Genomic DNA, 15,323 nt, shown 5'->3' on the forward strand with positions numbered 1-15,323 from the left:
GGGCTAGTCCGGACGGCTCCCCGCGTCCGGCTGCCCGTTCCCCGGAGGTTCTCGGGTCGCCTGACCGCGCCGTACCCCGCCACCGGGGCCGCGGTGACGGGGTACGGGGTACGGGGTGTGGATCGACCGGTCCTGCGGTGGAACGGTCAGGCCGGTGAGCCGAGCAGCGGTGGCGTCGCGGGAGTGGCACGGAGCGTGAGCAGCGGAAGCAGTTCGGCGACCCGGTGTGCGCGGTGTGCGGCGATCCCGGGCGGTGCCGGTGCCAACGGGACCAGGAGGTCGGTCGGGGCGGGATGCCCCGTGGTGCCGTCCGACGAACTGTCCCCGTGCAGCCAGAGGGTGAGCATGTAGAGCCCGGGCACCGACAGCAGCCGCGGTTGGAACGGCTGGGCGGTCGACTCGGCCTGGCGCAGGGCGCGTTCGGTGGAGGCGATGTAGGGGCCTTCGAAGAAGTGCGAGAAAGCCCAGCCGTCCGGGGTGAGCCGGGTCTCGGCCGCGGCCACGGCACGGTCGCCGCTGCGGATCAGGAAGCGCCAGCCGGCCAGCCGGGTCGCGGTCACGCCTTCGGGGGCGATCCGGTCCAGGACGTGCAGGGGCAGCGGGAGTTCGGGAGTGACGTCGCCCTGAGCGGTGCGCAGGGAGGGTGTACGAGCCTCGCGGACCGCGGTGGGGGAACCGAGTGCCATGAGGACGGAGCGAAGGGCGGGCGCGGGAGCCGGGGGGACATGCAAAGGCATGGTGGGTCGCCTCTCATTCGACAGGCACGGTGGCGCGAGGGCGTGGGCGGACGGCGCTGTCAGCTAGCTCTCGAACAGGTCGGAGAGGCGGGGGCCGGAGAGTCTGGGGGTGCGGGGGTGCGCGAGCGGCCTGCCGTCACCTCGACGACAGGCTCCTTCGACTGTGGGCGCCAACCTTCTCTGCCTTGTCCGCGGAGTTTATACGACATGTGTTCAGACTGTGTTTCGTCTAGTCGATCCCGGGACACTCGGCAAGGGTTCATTCGGTCGGCGACAAGGGGGAATCATCCCGATTCAGAGCGGGGTGCGCGGCGATGACCTCGGCTTATGCGTGTGACGCGGTCGGCGTATTTCAGTCGGCGTTTTTCACGAGTTCCCTATTCCGTGAAAGGGCCTTCGGCCGCATGCCGCGTGAATGTGCCAGGGGTCACCGCCGGTGGCTTTCGGTCAGCGTAGCGGGTGCCGGGTCGGGTGGGGGACGTTATCGATCGGCCGGGCTGGGCATCATCCCACCTGACCCGGATCATCCGGCGGCCGGGATCGCCGGCCCGCCCACGCGAGGAGGGACGCTTCGATGGGGGAAAAGGTCGTGGCAGGCGCGTTCGACCTGTCCGATCGTCAGCTCTACCGGGACAAGCTCCGGCGGTGCCTGACGGGGCTCGAGCGGCTCCTGGCCCAGAAGCGCTTCGACCGCCCCAAGAACCTCATGGGGCTCGAGATCGAACTGAATCTCGCGGGCGCCGACGGTCAGCCGAGAATGCTGAATGGGCAAGTGCTGGAGAGGATCGCGAGCCGAGATTTCCAAACAGAACTCGCCATGTTCAATCTGGAAGTGAACATAGCCCCCCATCGGCTGGGAGGCCGGGTATTCGACCGGCTCGCGGAGGAACTCCGTACGTCACTGGCATATGCCCACCGAAAGGCGGGCGAGGTCGACGCCGGTATCGTGATGATCGGTATTCTGCCCACACTCGACCGGGACGACCTGGTCTCGTCGAACCTTTCCGAGGTCGACCGCTACACCCTCCTCAACGACCAGATCGTGGCCGCCAGGGGAGAGGACTTCGCCCTGGAGATCGACGGGGTCGAGCGGCTGTCGTGCACCTCGAAGTCGATCGTGCCCGAGGCGGCCTGCACCTCCGTGCAACTGCACCTCCAGGTCACACCGGGCCGCTTCGCCGCGGTGTGGAACGCCGCGCAGGCGGTCACCGCCGCGCAGATCGCCGTCGGCGCCAACTCGCCCTTCCTGTTCGGTCACGAGCTCTGGCGGGAGTCGCGGCCCCCGCTGTTCCAGCAGGCCACCGACACCCGGCCGCCGGAGCTGCAGGCGCAGGGCGTAAGGCCGCGGACGTGGTTCGGCGAGCGGTGGATCGGTTCGGCCTACGAGCTCTTCGAGGAGAACCTGCGGTTCTTCCCGCCGCTGCTGCCGATCTGCGACGACGAGGACCCGCTGGAGGTCCTGGACGCGGGCGGAGTGCCCTCGCTCGCCGAACTCGTCCTGCACAACGGTACGGTCTACCGCTGGAACCGGCCCGTCTACGGCATCGCCGACGGCGTTCCGCACCTGCGGGTTGAGAACCGCGTCCTGCCCGCCGGGCCGACCGTGACCGACGTGGTCGCCAACGCGGCCTTCTACTACGGCGTGGTCCGGGCCCTGGCCGAGGAGTCCCGGCCGGTGTGGTCCCGGCTGCCGTTCGAGGCGGCCGAGGCCAACTTCGACGCGGCCTGCCGGTACGGGATCGAGGCGCGGCTCCAGTGGCCGCGGCGCGGGCGGCTGGGCGGCGTGGCCGAGGTGGACGCGGTGAGCCTCGTACGGGACGAACTGCTGCCGCTGGCGGAGGCGGGGCTCGACGGGTGGGGGGTGGAGCCGGCCGACCGCGATTTCTATCTGGGGGTCATCGAGGAGCGGTGCCGGCGGCGGACCAATGGGGCGACCTGGCAGGTGGCGACGTTCCACCGGGCGGTGGAGGCGGGGCTGTCGCGGGACGCGGCGCTGGCGGCGACGACGCGGCGGTACGCGGAGCTGATGCATCTGGGAGAGCCGGTGCATACGTGGCCCGTGGGGTTGCCGGAGCCTGCGTCCTTGGGGTGAGCGGGGCCCGGATCGGGGGGGCGGGGCCCGGCTCGGGGATTCTCGGGAAGTCCCGGGGCTTTCGATGGGTCCCCGGCTACGGGCCGGTGGGGGCTGGTCGCGCAGTTCCCCGCGCCCCTGGGCGGGGTCGGTGGCGGGTGGGGAGCGCGGCTCGGGTGGGATTCCGCGTCGGCCGGTGGGGGCCTCCTGAGGGGGGCGCGTCTCGCCGTCCTGGGTGCCTGCTGCCACGATCACGCCGTCGGTCAGGATGGCCGGCGTGTCGAGCCTGCCCTTCACGTAGGAGGCGGTGGCCTGCCGGTACGCGGTGAGACCAATCCGCCGAGCACGGCGGGAGCGGCGGCGCCGGCGCCGGGAGCGTGAGGGCGGTCGCGAGGTTCGCGGTGCGGCGGCGGATCCGTGGACGGGGGTCGCTGCCGCCCGCCCCGCATCGATCGGGCAAGCTGTGACGTCCCATGACGGTGCTGCCCCTCCCTGCCGGTCTCCGTGGCGGAATTCCGTCGCACGGCCCGCGAAGGAGAGGCACGCCCCGCACGGCGCGCGTCCCCCCGACGGCCTGTCACGCACGATCTTCGTCACTTCTTTCGAGGCCCTGGCGAGGGCCGGGGGTGGGGATGCGGCGGGTTCACGCAACTGGAGGCACGTGTGCAGGTGGAGGCAGGGTAGGTGGCTGAGTCTTTCCCGCGGGAGCAGCTCTCGCGACGGATTTTGCGCAACGAGACACTGCTCGTTCTGGGTGTCTCGCTCGGTGCGAGCGGTGTGTCCGCCCTGATCAGTTTCGTCGGATCGGTCACCGAGCCGGGCGGCCTGAAGGACCAGGCGGCGACCCTCAACGCCTCGGCCGCGCCCGGCCGTCCATGGCTCGACCTCGCCTGGCAGCTGTTCTGGATCGCCAAGGCGCTCGTCCCGGTGGCCCTGGTCGCGCACTTTCTGCTGCGCGAGGGGCAGGGGCTGCGGACCCTCGGCTTCGACCGCACCCGCCCCTGGCCGGACCTCGGCCGCGGGGCGGCGATCGCGGCGGTCATCGGCAGCACCGGAATCGCGTTCTACCTGGCGGCACGCGGCCTCGGCTTCAACCTCACGGTGGTGCCGGAGGCGCTGCCGGACGTGTGGTGGAAGTACCCGGTGCTGATCCTGTCCGCGCTGCAGAACGCGATCCTCGAAGAGGTCATCGTCGTCGGCTATCTGCTGCGCCGACTGGGGCAGCTGGGCTGGACTCCGGGCACCGCGCTCGTGGCCAGTGCCGTGCTGCGCGGCTCCTACCACCTCTACCAGGGCATCGGCGGCTTCATCGGCAACATGGCGATGGGTGTGGTGTTCGTCTACCTGTACCGGCGCTGGGGCCGGGTGGGCCCCCTGGTAGTGGCGCACTCCCTGCTCGACATCGGAGCCTTCGTGGGATACGCGCTGCTGGCGGGGAAGGTGGGGTGGCTGCCGACGGCGTGAGCCGACCCCGGGTGCCCCGCCGGACAGCACTCAGACGAGCAGTTCGCCCTCGATGACGGTGACCGCTCGGCCGCTCAACAGGGTCCGCTCGCCGCACAGTTCGGTACGGACCCGGCCGGCGCGGGGCGAGGCCTGGAGGCCGGTCAGGGCGGTGCTGCCGAGCCGCTCGGCCCAGTAGGGCGCCAGGGCGGTGTGGGCGCTGCCCGTCACCGGGTCCTCGTCGATGCCGATGTTCGGGAAGAAACAGCGGGAGACGAAGTCGTATCCCAGGTCCGCGTTCTCGGCGCGGGCGGTCGCGATGACGCCGCGGCGCGAGTGGGCGGCCAGGGCCTTGTGGTCGGGCCGCAGGGCGTGGACGGTCTTCTCGTCGGCCAGCTCGACCAGCAGGTCGCCGACGTTCGGGCCGGTGTCGACACAGGCGACCGGCTCGGCGCCCAGGGCCTCGGCGACCCCGGCCGGGATCTCGACCCTGGTCAGCGGTGCGGTGGGGAAGTCCAGGGTGATCGAGCCGTCCTCGGCCGGCGTCGCGACGAGGACACCGCTGCGGGTGGCGAAACGCACCGGGCCCGCGTGGGCGCCCGTGGTGTGCAGGACATGGGCCGTGGCGAGCGTGGCGTGGCCGCACAGGTCGACCTCGGCGACGGGCGTGAACCAGCGCAGGGCCCAGTCCGCCTCGCCGCCCTCGGGGAGCGGGTGGGCGAACGCCGTTTCGGCGTGGTTGACCTCCAGAGCCACGTTCTGGAGCCGGTTGTCGTCCGGGAAGGCGTCCAGGAGCAGGACCCCGGCCGGGTTGCCGGTGAAGGGGCGGTCGGTGAAGGCGTCGACGATTCGCATGCGCATGCCGGTGACGGTAGGCGGTGGGCACAGCCGTCGGCCAAGGCCAATCCGCGAGTCCTGGCCCGGTTTCCCTCCGGCCGCGCCGGAACATGCCGGGCCGGGCCGGGCCTGCGCCGGGCCTCATCGCGATACGCGGGGGGGCGCCGCCCCCCGCCACGCGGAGGTCAGGGTCGGGCTGCGGGTGGCCGCGTCCGTGCCGGGCCTCGTCGCCGGCACTCCGGGGTCGGTTCGCCGCTGATCTCTGCCGGGAGGACGTCGTGGGCCGGTTTGCCGCCCGACCTCTGCCGGAAGCACGTCAGCGGGTTGTGCGGACCTCCGGCCGGCGCTTCCTGGCAGGGCCTGTGGTGCCTGTGTCGGCAGGAGTCGGGACCGGGTTGCGTCGGCCCGTCGTCGGTGTGCCGAGGCGGGGCGGGTGGGGTGCTCGCAGGGCACCCGGGGCGAAACCCTGGGATCCTGAGGGTGAGGAGCGCGACCCATGATCTGACGACCACGGGCGGTGAGCGCCATGGCTGGGCTCGATGAGATCGGCACCGATCCGGCGGCGTCGTACGCCGATCCGCAGGGCGATCCGTTTCTGCGCACGCGGTTCGTCATACCGGCCCGGCCGGTGATGTTCCTGCGGCGCGAGCGGCTGGTCAGACATCTCGACGAGGCGCTGCGCACGCCGCTGACCATGGTCAACGGCGCTGCGGGCGCGGGCAAGACGCTGCTGGCCGCCGACTGGGCCGCGGCCCGCGACCGGCCCGTCGCCTGGCTCACCACGGACGCGGCGGAGCAGGGACCGGGCATGTTCTGGGCGTACCTGCTCCATGCCCTGCGCGCTTCCGGGACGTCGCTGCACGCGGAGATCGGCTGCCCCGCGGACGCGAGCAGCGTTCCCCCCAACCTGCTGGCCCGGCTCGCCGCCGAGCTGAGCACCCGGGAACGGCCCGCGATCGTGGTGCTCGACGAGTTCGACCGCGTGACCGACCCGGAGATCGCGGACCAGCTGGAGTTCGTTCTGCACCACGCCGGGGACGGCCTGCGCCTGATCCTCGTCACCCGTACCGAGCCGCTGCTGCCGCTGCACCGCTATCGGGCGGCCGGCGACCTGACCGAGATCCGGGGCGCGGAGCTGGCGTTCACCGCCGAGGAGGCGGCCGAGCTCCTCGGCCTGCACGGACTGCGGCTTCCGGCGCACGCGACCCACGGTCTCGTGGAGCGCACCCGGGGCTGGGCCGCCGGACTGCGGCTGTGCGCCCTCGCCGCGCGGGAGAACCCGGATCCGGAGCTCTATCTGAAGGAGTTCGAGGCCGACCGCACCACGGTCGCCGACTTCCTGCTCGCGGAGGTCCTCAGACGGCAGCCGCCCGAGACGCAGGACCTCCTGCTGCGGGTCAGCGTCCTCGACCGGTTCCGCCCCGAGCTGGTGAACGCCCTGACGGAGCGCGCCGACGCCGGGCCCATCCTCGCCGGGCTCTACCGCGAGAACGCCTTCGTCGAGCACCTCGGCCAGGACTGGTACCGCCTCCATCCGCTCTTCGGCGAGATTCTCCAGGCCCATCTACGGGTGCGTTCGCCCGGACTGGAGCCCGAACTGCACCGGCGGGCCGCGCACTGGCTGCGCGGCTCGGGAGCCCTCACGGAGACGCTGTGCCAGGGGGCCGCCGCGGGTGACTGGGAGTTCACCGCCGGGGCCCTGATCGACGACCTCGCCATCGGCTGGCTCTTCACCGGCCTGCGCTCCGACGAACTCGCCGAGCTGTTCTCCCGGATGGGACCGGAGGCCGCGGGCCCCGCGACGGACCTGGTCCGTGCCGCCGGGGACCTGTCGCGGCGCGATCTCGACCGGGGCCTGCGGCACCTGCGTCGCGCGGAGCAGGGCCTGACGGCGGAACTGGGCCTGACGGCCGGGCCCGGCGACGCGGCGGAACGGGCCCTGACAGCCGACGGGAGTCCGGCAGGCGAGGAGCCCGGCCTGGTGGCGGCCCGCTTGAGCTGTGCCCTGCTCGAGGCGTTGGCCGCCCGGCTGACCGGTGCGCCGGGCCGGGCGGAGAGGGCCGCGACGGCTGCCGAGACGCTGTGCGACCAAGCCCCCGCCCACCTGCTGGAGAAGCATCCCGAGCTCACCGCGCTGCTGCTGGCCCATCTGGGCTCGGCCCGCCTGTGGGCGGGGCGGTTCGAGGACGCGTCCGCCGTCCTGACACGGGTGGCCGGCGCCTCGGCCGCGGCTTCGACGGCACTCGCCCGCGAGGACTGCCTCGGCCGGCTGGCCCTGATCGACTATCTGAACGGCTGGCTGGGCAGAGCGGAACGGAAGGCCCGGGCGGCGGTGACCGAGACCGAGCGCTACGGGCTGCCCCAGCCGTCCGGTTCCGGCATGGGGCGGCTGGTGCTGGCCGCCGTCGCCGTGGACCGTGACGACCTGGGCCGGGCGCGGGCGCTCCTCGCCGAGGCGGCCGAGTCGTACCCGGCCCTGCGGGACCCGGTCATGGAGGCGGGCAGGGCCATCGCGACCGCCCGTCTGCATCTGGCCCGCGGCGACACCCGAGCCGCTCTCGAGGCGGCGGAACGAGCGGTGCCGGCCGCCGTCGTCTCCCCGTGGGCGGCGGGCCAGACGGCGCTCGTCGTCTCCGCCGCGCATCTGGCGGGGGGCCGGCCGGAGACCGCTCTGGAGGTGTTGCAGCCGTTGTCCGACGAGCAGCCGGCGTGCGCGGTGGGGGCCGCGCGGGCCCAGCTCGCGGCGGGCCGGCCCGGGGCGGCGCTCGAACTGCTCGACGGCGTACGGCCCGAAGGAGGTGCGGGCCCCGCGGTGACGGTCCGCGCCCTGCTGGTGAGAGCACAGGCGGCGGACGAGTCGGGAGACGCGGTCACCTCGCGCCGACTGGTCGCCCAGGCCCTGCGCGAGGCCCGCCGGGACGGGCTGCGACGGCCCTTCGTCGAAGCCGGTCCGTGGATCCGTCCGTTCCTGGACGCCATGGCGCCGCGGGTACCGGTGACGGACCGGGCCGCCCCCGGCGCGACGCGGGCCGACGGCCCGCCGCTCCCGCTCGTGGAGGAGCTGAGCGGACGCGAACGCGATGTGCTGGGCAGGCTCGCCCTGACGATGTCGACGGAGGAGATCGCCGCCGACCTGTACGTCTCCGTGAACACCGTCAAGACCCACCTGAAGAGCGTCTACCGCAAGCTGGCGGTCAACCGCCGCAACGACGCGGTGCGCCGCGCCCGCGAACTGAACCTGTTGTGACCGAGTGACCGAGTGACCGAGTGACCGAGTGACCGAGGTCCTCGTATGCCTCGGGCTCGCCCGTGGCGGGTGAGGCGCCGATCGGACTTCTCCGCTGCGATGGTGGTGTGGACACCCGCCTGCGACCCCTTCGGCCCCGTCCCCTTCGTCCGATCCATGTGATCCGGGCGACTCGTCGGACACATCGGACTCGTCGGGCTCGTCCCGCTCGTCGAGGGAGGTCCTGATGCCGAGGGCGGAAGACGGCACGGCGGTCCGGACACCCGCCGAGCACCAGGACGCCGTCGACTTCACCGGCGGTGTCTACGGATCCATGCTCGCCGCCTCGGTGATCGTCGGCGCGGGCACCCTGGGCTCGTTCCCCCGGCTCGAGCTCGTGCTGCTGCTGTTGTTCACCGGAGTGGCGTTCTGGATCGCGCATGTGCACGCCCAGTTGTTCGGGGCGCGGCTGGTGCAGCGGAGCCTGGACCGCCGGGCCGTGCTGCACGTGTGCCGCGAGGAGTGGCCCATCGTCAAGGCGGCGGTGCCGCCCGCTGTCGCCGTGGCCGTCAGCCCGCTGCTCGGACTCGACGTGCAGGGGGCGCTCTGGCTCGCGCTCGCGGTCGCCGTGGCGGGCCAGGTGGGCTGGTCGGCGGCGGCGGCACGGCGGGCCGGAGCCTCCTGGCGGATGGTGGGGGTCACGGCCGCGGTGAACCTCGTGCTCGGCCTGTTGATCATCTCCTTCAAGCTCTACCTGACGCACTAGAGCGGGCCGGGACGGGCCTGGGCGGGTCAGGACGAGGTATCACCTGCACGGGGTGAGGACGTCCGCCGCGCCGGGGGCGGAGGATCGCAGAGTGAGTGCGCAGTCAGCCAGTCCCAGGCCATCCCGGGAGAGCAGCTCATGCGCTACGAGATCCGCGTCGACGGACACCTGTCGGAGGCACTGACCAGGGTCTTCCCGGAACTGGACCATGTGGTCATGTCCGGTCAGACCGTCCTGTTCGGATACGTCATCGACGAAGCGCACCTGTACGGGCTGCTGGCCCGCTGCCAGTCACTGGGGCTGCGGGTCCTGGAGATGCGTCAACTGCCGGAGTGATGTGCCGGGGTCGCCGGAGGCACCCGGCCGGGCAGGAGGAGGAGTCATGAGCGTTTCGCCCGGACCCGAACCGCACACCGGAACGGACGACCCGTTCGGCGGCCGTACGCGACAGCCCGGCGGGGCGGCGTCCGGGCCGGTGGGCGCCGATCCCGCCGAGGCACTGGCCGTGCTGGGGCGCTCCTGGACATGGATCCTCGGTTCGGCGGTCGCCACGCTCGTGCCGGGCATCCTGATCCTCGTCTGGCCGGACGAGACCCTGCACGTCCTGGCGGTCCTGATCGGCCTGTACCTGCTGGTCACCGGCGGCTTCCGGTTCGTCGCGGCCTTCGCGAGGGACGACCACGGCGAACGCCTCACCGGCCTTCTGCTGGCGGTGCTGTACGTCGTGGCCGGGGTGCTGTGCCTGCGCAACCCGCTGCAGACCATCGCGACGCTCTCGCTGATCGTCGGGGTCCTCTGGCTGGTGTCCGGAATCCTCACCCTCTACACGGCGCTCGCCACCAAGGACCTGCCGCACCGGGGAGTCGTGCTGGGCGCCGCCGTGCTGGCCATCGTCGCGGGGATCGTGGTGCTCGCCCTGCCCACCGAGACGGCCCGGGCGCTGACCCGGCTGCTCGGCCTGTGGCTCGTCCTGCTCGGCCTGGTCGAGGCGGCGGTCGCCTTCGCCTGGCGGGCCGCGCTGCGCCGGGCGCGGGCGGCGGAGCCGGGAACTCCCGCGGGGAGGGCCTGAGACGGCCGGCGCAGTCACCCGTCCCGGGTGAGGACGCCGGGACTTCTCGCACGCACGCTGAGATCGCCACACAACGGCATACGGGCCCCGGCCCGGAACGGAGGAAGAAGATGAGTGGGGACACGTACCTCGCCTACGACTATCCGCTGCTGAGCGCCTTCTGGACCATGTTGGTGTTCTTCCTGTGGATCATGTGGTTCGTCCTGCTGTTCCGGATCGTCATGGACATCTTCCGGGACGACGAACTCAGCGGCTGGGCCAAGGCCGGCTGGCTGGTGTTCTGCGTCGTGCTGCCCTTCCTCGGCGTCTTCGTCTACGTCGTCGCGCGGGGCAAGAACATGGGGCGCCGGGAGATCAAGCAGGCGCGGGAGCAGCAGCAGGCCTTCGACAGCTACGTCCGCGAGACCGCCAAGGGCTCGGCGTCCACCAGCAGCGTCGACGAACTCGCCAAGCTCTCCGAGATCCGTGCCCGCGGTGACATCACGGACGAGGAGTTCAACAGGGCCAAGCAAATGGTGCTGAGCGGCTCCCGCCACTGAGCACACCGAACGGCGACCGGCCCGACGAAATCGACTCCACGCAACCGAATCGAGGCTTCGGGATGGCAGCGACACACCCCACCCACGCGCCGTCGGCCAAGCGGCACACGGCCAAACAGCAATGGGCCGAAGGCCTGATGGTCTTCGCCGCGGTCACGCTCATGCTCGCCGGAGTGCTCGACATCTTCCGGGGCATCATGGGGATCGCCGAGGACGATGTCTTCCTCTCCACCCGCAACTACGTCTTCGCGTTCGATCTCACCGGCTGGGGCTGGATCCACCTCGCCCTGGGCGCGGTCGCGGTGATCGTCAGCAGGGGGCTGTTCCAGTCGGCGACGTGGGCGCGGGTCGCCGGCGTGGCCATCGCCGCGCTGATCGTCATCGCCAACTTCCTCTCCCTGCCGTACTACCCGGTCTGGTCCGTCGTGATGATCGCCTTCTCCGCGTTCATCATCTGGGCGCTGTGCGTGGTGAAGCCGGACGGCGCCGCGGACTGACCGGCCGGGAACCCTCCCGTCCGCATCATCAGGAAGGCGGTAGACGATGTGCCGTTGGCTCGCCTACTCGGGAACCCCTGTCCTGCTCGAAACGATCCTGTACCGGCCGGAGCACTCACTGATCGACCAGAGTCTGCACTCCAAGATGGGTGTGGAGACGACCAACGGTGACGGCTTCGGCGTCGGCTGGTACGGGCCCGACTCGGGCGACGGGACCCCCGCGGTGGTCCGGGAGATCGGCCCGGCGTGGAGCAATCGCAATCTGCGGGAGATCGCCAGTCACGTCCGCTCACCGCTGTTCTTCGCGCACATCCGGGCCTCGACCGGCTCGGCGGTGCAGCAGACCAACTCCCACCCGTTCCGGCACGGGCGCTGGATGTGGATGCACAACGGCGCGATCGCCGACTTCCACCGGATGCGCCGGGACCTCGCCCTCTCCGTCGACCCGCAGCTCTTCCTCGACATCGAGGGGTCGACGGACTCCGAGATGATGTTCTACCTGGCCCTCACCCTCGGGCTGGAGGAGGATCCGCCGGGCGCCGTCGCCCGGATGGTCGGCCTGGTGGAACGTACCGGCCACGCACACGGGGTGGAGTACCCGGTCCAGATGACGGTCGCCGTGACCGACGGGGAACGGCTGTGGGCCTTCCGCTACTCCAGCCAAGGAGACTCACGCTCGCTGTTCTACAGCACCCGGGTGGAGACGCTGCGGTCGCTCCACCCCGACCTGGGCTTCCTGCGCGAGGTGTCCGACGAGACCCGTCTCATCGTCTCCGAGCCCCTGGGCGACATGCCCGGCGCCTGGAACAAGGTCCCCGAGGGCACGTACGGCGTGGTGCAGCCCGGAGGGGACGACATCGTCCAATTCGTCCCGCAGGCGGCTTAGCGCGCACGGCTCCCGGTGTGGTGCGGTGCGGTGCGTGTGCGGTGCGGTGCCGGGCTCGGCTCCGTGGACGTCGGTGGACATCCGCAGGTCTCCGCGGACGTCCACCCGGACACGGGGCCGGCCCGGACATCAGTGCACGGAGAAGCCGCCGTCGACGAAGAGCGCCTGCCCGGTCACATAGCCGGAGGAGCGGCCGGCCAGGAAGACGGCGGCTCCGGCGAAGTCCTCGGCCAGGCCGTTGCGCCCGACCATCGTGCGCGCGGCCAGCGCCGCCACCTTCTCCGGGTCGGACTGCAAGCGCATGTTGAGGGGAGTCAGGACGAAGCCGGGCACGAGTGTGTTGCAGGTGACGCCGTACGGCGACCACGCCTCGGCCTGGGAGCGGGCCAGCGACTCCAGGGCCCCCTTGGAGACCCCGTAGGCGCCGCTCTGGACGAACGCGCGGTGTGCCTGCTGGGACGTGATGTGGATGATCCGTCCGAAGCCGCGCTCGGCCATCCTGGGCCCGAACCGCTGGCCCAGCAGATAGGGCGCCTCCAGGTTCACGGCCATCGTGGCGTCCCAGACCTCCTCGCCCAGCTCGCCCATCGGCGGCCGCAGGTTGATCCCGGCGCAGTTGACGAGGATGTCGGGCTCGCCGAACACCGCCGCCGCCTGCTCCGCGGCGGCGCGCACCCCGTCGCGGGTGCTCAGGTCGGCGCTCACCCAGGCCGCCCGGCAGCCGTCCGCCGTCAGTTCGTCGACCGTGGCGGCCAGCTCCGCCTCCTTGCGCGCCACGATCACCACACGTGCGCCCGCCCGGGCGAGGGCGCCGGCGATGGCCCGCCCGATCCCGGAACTGCCGCCGGTCACCAGGGCGACCCGGCCGTCCAGCGAGAACAGTTCGGAGAGATAGGTGTCCGGGGTGCCGTGCGAGGGGCTGTGGGAAGTCATGTCCGCACCCTAGACGGCCTCCGGAACCAGGCGGAGGCGAGCTCCGTGGCCCGGACGGCAAGCGGTCCTCGCACCTCGGACGGCCTGCGCGCCGAGAGGAACCCAGGAGCGCCCAGGACTCTTGCGTAGCGAACTGTTCCGATATATCGTTGACGCATCGCGACAGATCAACGATGGAATGAAGGAGTGGTTTGCGATGCGTACCCACGGATTCGAGCGTGGACATGGACAGGACGGCCCCCGACGTGGCCGCGGCAGCTTCGACGGACGGCGGGCGGCTTTCGGGCCGTTCGGTCCGGGTGGCCCCGGCGGTCCGGGATTCGGCCCCGGCGGTCCCGGCTTCGGGCCGGGCTTCGGTGGCCCCTGGGGCGGACGAGGGCGTGGCGGACCCAGGGGGAGGGCGCGGCGCGGTGACGTACGGGCCTCGATCCTGGCCCTGCTCAAGGACCGGCCGATGCACGGCTACGAGATGATCCAGGAGATCGCCGAACGCAGCGGCGGGGCGTGGAAGCCCAGCCCGGGCTCGGTGTACCCCACCCTCCAGCTGCTGGAGGACGAGGGCCTGATCAGCAGTGAGAGCGAAGGCGGCAAGAAGCTGTTCTCGCTCACCGACGAAGGCCGCACGGCCGCCGAGGAGGGCCCCGAGGCCCCCTGGGAGGAGGCCTCGCGCGGGGTCGACTGGGAGGCTCTCAGTGAGATCCGCCAGGCCGGCTTCGGTCTGATGGAGGCCTTCGGGCAGGTCTGGAAGACCGGCAGCAAGGAGCAGCGCGAAAAGGCGCTCACGGTCATCAACGACGCCCGCAAGAAGCTGTACCTGATCCTCGCCGACGAGGACTGATCGCCGTAAGGCGAAGCCGAGGCGCCCCGCGGAGTCATCCGCGGGGCGCCTTCGTGTGCCGTGCACCTCGCCTGTCGTCCACCTCGCCGGGTCGGACGGCCGGTCCGGTTCGGACGGCCGGTCCGGTCCGGTCCCGTCCGGTCAGGCGACCAGTCCGCCCAGTTTGCGCAGCGACTCGTTCAGTGCGGCCGTGCCCGAGTCCTTGAGCCTGCCCGCCATCAGCGACACGGCCGCGCCCGTGAACTCGCCGTCGATGCGGACCGTCGTGGCGTCCCCGTCGGGGGTCAGGGTGTAGCGGGTGGCGACGGACACGGCCATCGGGCCCTTCCCGCGGATGACCAGCGATCGGGCGGGCTCCAGTTCCGCCACGGTCCACTCGACCTCGGCCGGGAACCCCATGAGCTTCATGTTCTCCTGGAAGGTCGCGCCCACTTCGAGGGTCTCGGGGCCGCCCTTGGGGAAGTTGGTGTGGGTCGCGTTCCACTCCCCGTACGCCGGCCAGTCGGTGAGCTGCGCCCACACTTTCTCGGCCGGTGCCTGGATGCGTGCCTCCGCGCTGACTTCGGCCATGCGACCACCTCTTCGTGTCGGACAACTGGGGCTGCGGTGTCGCGGAACGTAGCTCCAGGGCCTCGAACATTCAATACTGACGAACCGTCAGAAAATGTGGAGGGGGGCGTACGGCGAGACGGTGCGCGCCCCGGCGGCGACACGCGCCTGATCTCATCCGTAGGGAGGAGATTCCGACGGCCGGGGTCCGCTCTGTGTGGGACGTGAAGATGCTCCCCGTCGGGGATGACCGATCCCGGCCGGACTGATGGGGTGGGATTGTGCAATCCCGTACTTCCCGGCAGTCGCCCCACAATCCGGTGGCGCACGGCATGGACGACGACCCCAGGCTCGCCGCCGAGCCCGCGGCGGCGCTCGCCGCCGCCCGTCGCAGGGCGGTGCGGGACGGGGACCGGCAGATCGACACCGCCCATCTGCTGCACTCGCTCCTGGAGCAGGACCCGCAGGTGCGCGCCGCCTTCGAGGGCGGACCGCAGCTCGCTCGGCTGCTCGGCTATCTCGTCCAGCGCAGCATCGGCTACGGCCTGCGCTGGCAGAGCGGGGTCGAGGACTCCGGGACCCTGCCCGCCGTGCCGGCCGTCGAGGGTTTCTCCCCGCTGGCCGCGGCCGCGCTCGAGCACGCGTGCGTGCGGGCCGCCCGGCGCGACGGAACGCGGGCCCGGGGCGTCGACCTCCTCGCCGCGATCGTCGCGGACCCGCAGGCGCGGGCCGTCGAGGTGCTGACCCGTGCCGCCGTCGACGTCCGCGAACTGCGCGCCCGGATCGAGGATGCTCCGCGGGGACGCGAGACCTGAGCCGGCGGCGGCGACGGAGCCCGCTGAGCCGACCCCGGCCGCCCTCGCCCGCCGACCGGGGGCCGTCCAGCCGATGAGACAGGTGTCAACGGGGGTGACGCTCATGTCATCGCCTGT

General features: G+C 71.8%; 15 protein-coding genes. 11 read left to right on the forward strand and 4 right to left on the reverse strand.

The window, feature by feature from the left end; translation table 11 throughout:
• Positions 1-146: 146 nt before the first annotated feature.
• The gene (locus ASD48_RS13725; protein WP_057601857.1) at positions 147-737 is read right to left on the reverse strand and encodes a hypothetical protein; all 591 of its coding nucleotides are present in this window, start codon (positions 735-737) and stop codon (positions 147-149) included.
• A 574-nt stretch (positions 738-1,311) separates the two neighbouring features.
• Here ASD48_RS13725 and ASD48_RS13730 point away from each other — a divergent pair.
• On the forward strand, positions 1,312-2,829 hold the full coding sequence (locus tag ASD48_RS13730; RefSeq protein ID WP_057601858.1) for a glutamate-cysteine ligase family protein: 1,518 nt from the start codon (positions 1,312-1,314) through the stop codon (positions 2,827-2,829).
• Between the two features lie 663 nt (positions 2,830-3,492).
• A complete protein-coding gene (locus tag ASD48_RS13735) occupies positions 3,493-4,272 on the forward strand; it encodes a type II CAAX endopeptidase family protein (protein ID WP_057601859.1) in 780 nt (259 codons plus the stop codon).
• Between the two features lie 30 nt (positions 4,273-4,302).
• Here ASD48_RS13735 and ASD48_RS13740 read toward each other — a convergent pair whose 3' ends face one another.
• The gene (locus ASD48_RS13740; RefSeq protein ID WP_057601860.1) at positions 4,303-5,112 is read right to left on the reverse strand and encodes a PhzF family phenazine biosynthesis protein; all 810 of its coding nucleotides are present in this window, start codon (positions 5,110-5,112) and stop codon (positions 4,303-4,305) included.
• A gap of 502 nt (positions 5,113-5,614) precedes the next feature.
• Between ASD48_RS13740 and ASD48_RS13745 the strand changes: the two genes are divergently transcribed.
• The 7 genes from ASD48_RS13745 to ASD48_RS13775 all read left to right on the forward strand — a co-directional run bounded on the left by ASD48_RS13745 (position 5,615) and on the right by ASD48_RS13775 (position 12,071).
• Positions 5,615-8,335, forward strand: a complete 2,721-nt coding sequence (locus tag ASD48_RS13745; RefSeq protein ID WP_057602002.1) for a LuxR C-terminal-related transcriptional regulator — start codon at positions 5,615-5,617, stop codon at positions 8,333-8,335.
• A 226-nt stretch (positions 8,336-8,561) separates the two neighbouring features.
• Positions 8,562-9,080, forward strand: coding sequence for a hypothetical protein (locus ASD48_RS13750; RefSeq protein WP_057601861.1), 519 nt, complete (start codon positions 8,562-8,564; stop codon positions 9,078-9,080).
• Positions 9,081-9,218: 138 nt separating this feature from the next.
• On the forward strand, positions 9,219-9,416 hold the full coding sequence (locus tag ASD48_RS13755) for a hypothetical protein (RefSeq protein ID WP_057601862.1): 198 nt from the start codon (positions 9,219-9,221) through the stop codon (positions 9,414-9,416).
• Between the two features lie 46 nt (positions 9,417-9,462).
• Entirely contained in the window at positions 9,463-10,149 is a 687-nt protein-coding gene (locus ASD48_RS13760; RefSeq protein ID WP_057601863.1) for an HdeD family acid-resistance protein, read from the forward strand.
• Between the two features lie 110 nt (positions 10,150-10,259).
• Positions 10,260-10,688, forward strand: coding sequence for an SHOCT domain-containing protein (locus ASD48_RS13765; RefSeq protein WP_057601864.1), 429 nt, complete (start codon positions 10,260-10,262; stop codon positions 10,686-10,688).
• A gap of 62 nt (positions 10,689-10,750) precedes the next feature.
• Complete coding sequence (locus tag ASD48_RS13770; protein WP_057601865.1) at positions 10,751-11,185, forward strand: hypothetical protein; 435 nt, start codon at positions 10,751-10,753, stop codon at positions 11,183-11,185.
• Positions 11,186-11,231: 46 nt separating this feature from the next.
• Positions 11,232-12,071 carry a class II glutamine amidotransferase gene (locus tag ASD48_RS13775; protein ID WP_057601866.1) on the forward strand — a complete coding sequence of 280 codons (840 nt, stop codon included), beginning with the start codon at positions 11,232-11,234 and terminating at the stop codon, positions 12,069-12,071.
• A gap of 129 nt (positions 12,072-12,200) precedes the next feature.
• Here ASD48_RS13775 and ASD48_RS13780 read toward each other — a convergent pair whose 3' ends face one another.
• Positions 12,201-13,004 carry an SDR family oxidoreductase gene (locus ASD48_RS13780; protein ID WP_057601867.1) on the reverse strand — a complete coding sequence of 268 codons (804 nt, stop codon included), beginning with the start codon at positions 13,002-13,004 and terminating at the stop codon, positions 12,201-12,203.
• Positions 13,005-13,200: 196 nt separating this feature from the next.
• Here ASD48_RS13780 and ASD48_RS41805 point away from each other — a divergent pair, with 196 nt between their 5' ends.
• Entirely contained in the window at positions 13,201-13,842 is a 642-nt protein-coding gene (locus tag ASD48_RS41805) for a PadR family transcriptional regulator (protein WP_079073750.1), read from the forward strand.
• 141 nt (positions 13,843-13,983) lie between these two features.
• Here the strand turns inward: ASD48_RS41805 and ASD48_RS13790 are convergent, their stop codons facing one another.
• Positions 13,984-14,412 (reverse strand): SRPBCC family protein, encoded by a 429-nt coding sequence (locus ASD48_RS13790; RefSeq protein WP_057601868.1) that lies wholly within the window; start codon positions 14,410-14,412, stop codon positions 13,984-13,986.
• Positions 14,413-14,723: 311 nt separating this feature from the next.
• Here ASD48_RS13790 and ASD48_RS13795 point away from each other — a divergent pair, with 311 nt between their 5' ends.
• Entirely contained in the window at positions 14,724-15,206 is a 483-nt protein-coding gene (locus ASD48_RS13795) for a Clp protease N-terminal domain-containing protein (RefSeq protein WP_057601869.1), read from the forward strand.
• The last annotated feature ends 117 nt before the right edge of the window (positions 15,207-15,323 follow it).

The sequence above is a fragment of the Streptomyces sp. Root1310 genome (assembly GCF_001426425.1).
Lineage (GTDB): Bacteria > Actinomycetota > Actinomycetes > Streptomycetales > Streptomycetaceae > Streptomyces.